General features: G+C 65.7%; 3 protein-coding genes. 1 reads left to right on the top strand and 2 read right to left on the bottom strand.

Annotation, left to right across the window (positions count from 1 at the left end; translation table 11 throughout):
- Positions 1 to 45: 45 nt before the first annotated feature.
- Together S2M10_RS05915 and S2M10_RS05920 are read right to left on the bottom strand one after the other, a co-directional pair.
- Entirely contained in the window at positions 46 to 924 is an 879-nt protein-coding gene (locus S2M10_RS05915; RefSeq protein WP_009824028.1) for an AAA family ATPase, read from the bottom strand.
- On the bottom strand, positions 851 to 2,251 hold the full coding sequence (locus S2M10_RS05920) for a Mu transposase C-terminal domain-containing protein (RefSeq protein WP_004212864.1): 1,401 nt from the start codon (positions 2,249 to 2,251) through the stop codon (positions 851 to 853). Before S2M10_RS05920 ends, S2M10_RS05915 begins: the two co-directional genes overlap by 74 nt.
- Positions 2,252 to 2,442: 191 nt before the next feature.
- Here S2M10_RS05920 and S2M10_RS05925 point away from each other — a divergent pair, with 191 nt between their 5' ends.
- Positions 2,443 to 3,015 (top strand): recombinase family protein, encoded by a 573-nt coding sequence (locus tag S2M10_RS05925; RefSeq protein WP_125946565.1) that lies wholly within the window; start codon positions 2,443 to 2,445, stop codon positions 3,013 to 3,015.
- Positions 3,016 to 3,073 lie beyond the last annotated feature (58 nt).

Below are 3,073 nucleotides of genomic sequence, written 5' to 3' on the forward strand. Positions count from 1 at the left end.
TGTAAACGCTCGCGCTAAATGGCGGCGTTCTGATCGCGCTATTTGTCAGTTGCCGGGTCCGATGACGAGGCAATCGCGCGCGGCCTGAACGATGTCAGCGGTGACCTCCTCGACGCGGTTGAGGGTCATGATCCGCCGCATCTGCGCGAACAGGCGCTCCATGAGCCGGAAGTTGCCGCGCGTGATGCGGATCACGGCTGCCTGCGCTTCGATCGCGTCGAGTTGGGCCGGGTCGAAGCTGATCCCGAAATCGCCGGCGTGGGTCGCGAGCAGCAGCCGCATTTCGGTCTCGGTAAGCGGTTTGAACTCGTGGACGAAGCCGATCCGCGAGTAGAGCTGGGCATAGCGGGCGAGGCGCTTCTCCAAGCCCGGCATACCCATCAGGATCAGCCCGAAGCCGTGGCGATCGGCCATGTCGCGGAGATGTTCGAGCGACTTTATGGTCAGGCGGTCGGCCTCGTCGACGATGACGAGGGGGCAGGCGATGCGGGCGGCGTCATGGGTGATTTCGTCCTGCGAGCCGCCCGCGACCGTCAGCCGGGCATAGCCCAGCTTAATGAGGTTGAGGCCCAACACCGCGTCGATCGTCTTGGGCGTGTTGCTGACCGACACGGTGTAGAAGACGGCGCGGCAGCGAGCGACCTTTTCGCCAAGGAGCGCGGCAATGGGACGGAGCGCGGCATATTCCCCCAGGTCGGGGAAGCTGGAAAACTCGCGCGCCGATCGCGTCTTTCCGACGCCCGGCCGGCCATGACACACGCCGATATAGCGGTAGTGCGCGCAGGCTTCGGCAAACTCGACGAACCGGGCATGTTCGCGGGTCGCCAGGAACGGCTGCTCGACCAGGAACTCAATCGTCAGCGGCGTAGAGCCGGAGCCCTCGGTAGGTGGTGGGCCGGGAAGCCGTATCCTCTTGGTCGCCATCGAAGGTCTCCGTGGGGGCAGGCACCTGCTTGTCGCGCTCCTTCGCGCCGCGCCGGGCGCGCTGGATCGCGCGCAACGACGGGTGCCCAGCGTGCTCGGAGCTGAGCGCACGGCAGACGAACCGGCCCTGGTGGTAGACGTGGATCTCGGTCAGGTCGCGGGGGTCATAGACCGCCTCGACCTGCTCGCCGACGAAGGCCGCGAGCGTGGGTTCGACATAGCGCCTGCCCATCAGACGGATGCCGTCGCGCAGCACTTTACGGGGCTTGGGCACGTGCACGAGCAGCATGTCGAGCTGTTCAAGGCTGTCGGGCATTGCGGGCAGGAACCCGCCCTTCTGCCAGCGCGTGATCGGCGGTTCGCCGGTGCTGCCATGCGGGCGACGATGATAGACGCCGCACACGAACGCCTCGAAGCGGGCGCGCAGCTCGTCGAGCGTGAGCACTGGCGCCGACAGCGGCTTGCCCGCGATCAGGTGGCCGGGCAGGTCGGGCAGGAACATGTCGTTGATGGTGCGGAACAGCCGCTCGATCTTGCCGCGCCCGCGAGGACGCCCCGGCAGCGAATGGATGAGGCGGATTTTGAGGGCGATGCACGCCTGCTCGATATGCTCGGAGATGAAATCCGAGCCGTTGTCGACGTAAAGCTGTTCGGGAATGCCGCTGACGATCCATTCGGGATTGGGCTTGCGCCAGATCGCCTGCCGCAAGGCGAGCGCCGTGTTGAGGGCACTGGGGGCATCGAGGCTGAGGAAGTAACCGGCGATGGCTCGGCTGTGATCGTCAACGATGACGGTCAGCCAAGGACGCACCGGGGTTCCGGCATCATCGAGCACGAGAATGTCGAGAACGGTATGATCGGCCTGCCACATCTCGTTCGAGGTCGCGGCTTCGCGCCGATGCACTAGCTCGTGCTGGTCGCGGTAGACGGCCGGATCGGAGGCTGCGGCGATCTGGCTTGCCGGTATCGCCCTGACGACACGCGCGACGGCCGCATAGCTGGGGGTTCGGTGTCCATGCGCGATGGCGAGTTCCTGCACCTTTCGGTGAATGGCGGCGACCGGGGGTCGCGGGCGCTTGGTGGCGAGAGTGCGGGTCAGTTCGACCAGATGTTCCGGCAGGTGCAGCCTGCCCCGATCGTTGCGCGGCAGACGCGCGAGACCGGCAAGTCCTTCGGCACGGTAGCGCCCGAGCCAGCGCTGCAACGTCCGCTCGCTCAGCGTGCCGGTGCGGGCGAGGTCCGCGAGCGGGATGCCATCGGCGAGGTGCGGTTCAAGGACGCGGTAGCGCTCGATCGCCAGCGGCGGGACAAGCGCCGGATGCGTCACCGCCGACGGTCCGTGTCGCAGGTAAGGAAAACGGAGATTTGCCTGCCCATCGCCATGCGAGTCCGCTCGCGTTGCCAAACCGGCCTGTTCGACGTAAATCTACCCGGTAAAGAAAACTAGGGCAACATAGACCTGCCGATGACGACTTTCTTCCCAAACCGCGCCCGATCGGGGCGCCACCGGCCCTACGCATGAAAATCGGTTACGCCCGCGTATCGACCGCCGAGCAGAACCTGGACCTCCAGCGTGATGCGCTGAAGGCTGCCGGCTGCGAGAAGGTCATCACCGACAAGGCCTCCGGGGCGACTGCCGCTCGCCCTGGATTGGAAAAGGTGAAGGAGCTGCTTCGCGCCGGCGACACACTGGTGGTCTGGCGCCTCGACAGGCTCGGCCGCTCGCTCCGTGATCTGATCGGATGGATGACCTACCTCGACGAGGAAAAGGTCGGGCTGCTGAGCCTGCACGAGGCGATCGACACGACCACCACGTCGGGCAAGCTTACCTTCCACCTGTTCGGGGCATTGGCGGAGTTCGAGCGCAACCTGATCCGCGAGCGGACCCAGGCCGGTCTCACCGCAGCCCGCGCTCGCGGCAAGAAGGGTGGCCGGCCGGCCGCACTCGGCAAGGACAAGCGCGACCTGGCCTTCAGGCTCTACCACGAGAACACGATGCCGATCGCCAAGATTTGCTCGATGCTCGGCATCTCCAAGCCAACACTCTACGCCTATGTGCGATCGGCCGAGACCAAGCCGGTAGCCGCGTAGCGACGCTCGCCGACAAATAGCGCGATCAGAATGCCGCCACTTAGCGCGAGCGTTTACA

This window comes from Sphingomonas sp. S2M10, from assembly GCF_012650175.1.
Taxonomy (GTDB): Bacteria; Pseudomonadota; Alphaproteobacteria; order Sphingomonadales; family Sphingomonadaceae; genus Sphingomonas.

Coding starts and splice junctions, on each gene's coding strand:
- S2M10_RS05915 (WP_009824028.1), bottom strand. CDS start 924: ATGGCGACCAAGAGGATACGGCTTCCCGGCCCACCACCTACCGAGGGC.
- S2M10_RS05925 (WP_125946565.1), top strand. CDS start 2,443: ATGAAAATCGGTTACGCCCGCGTATCGACCGCCGAGCAGAACCTGGAC.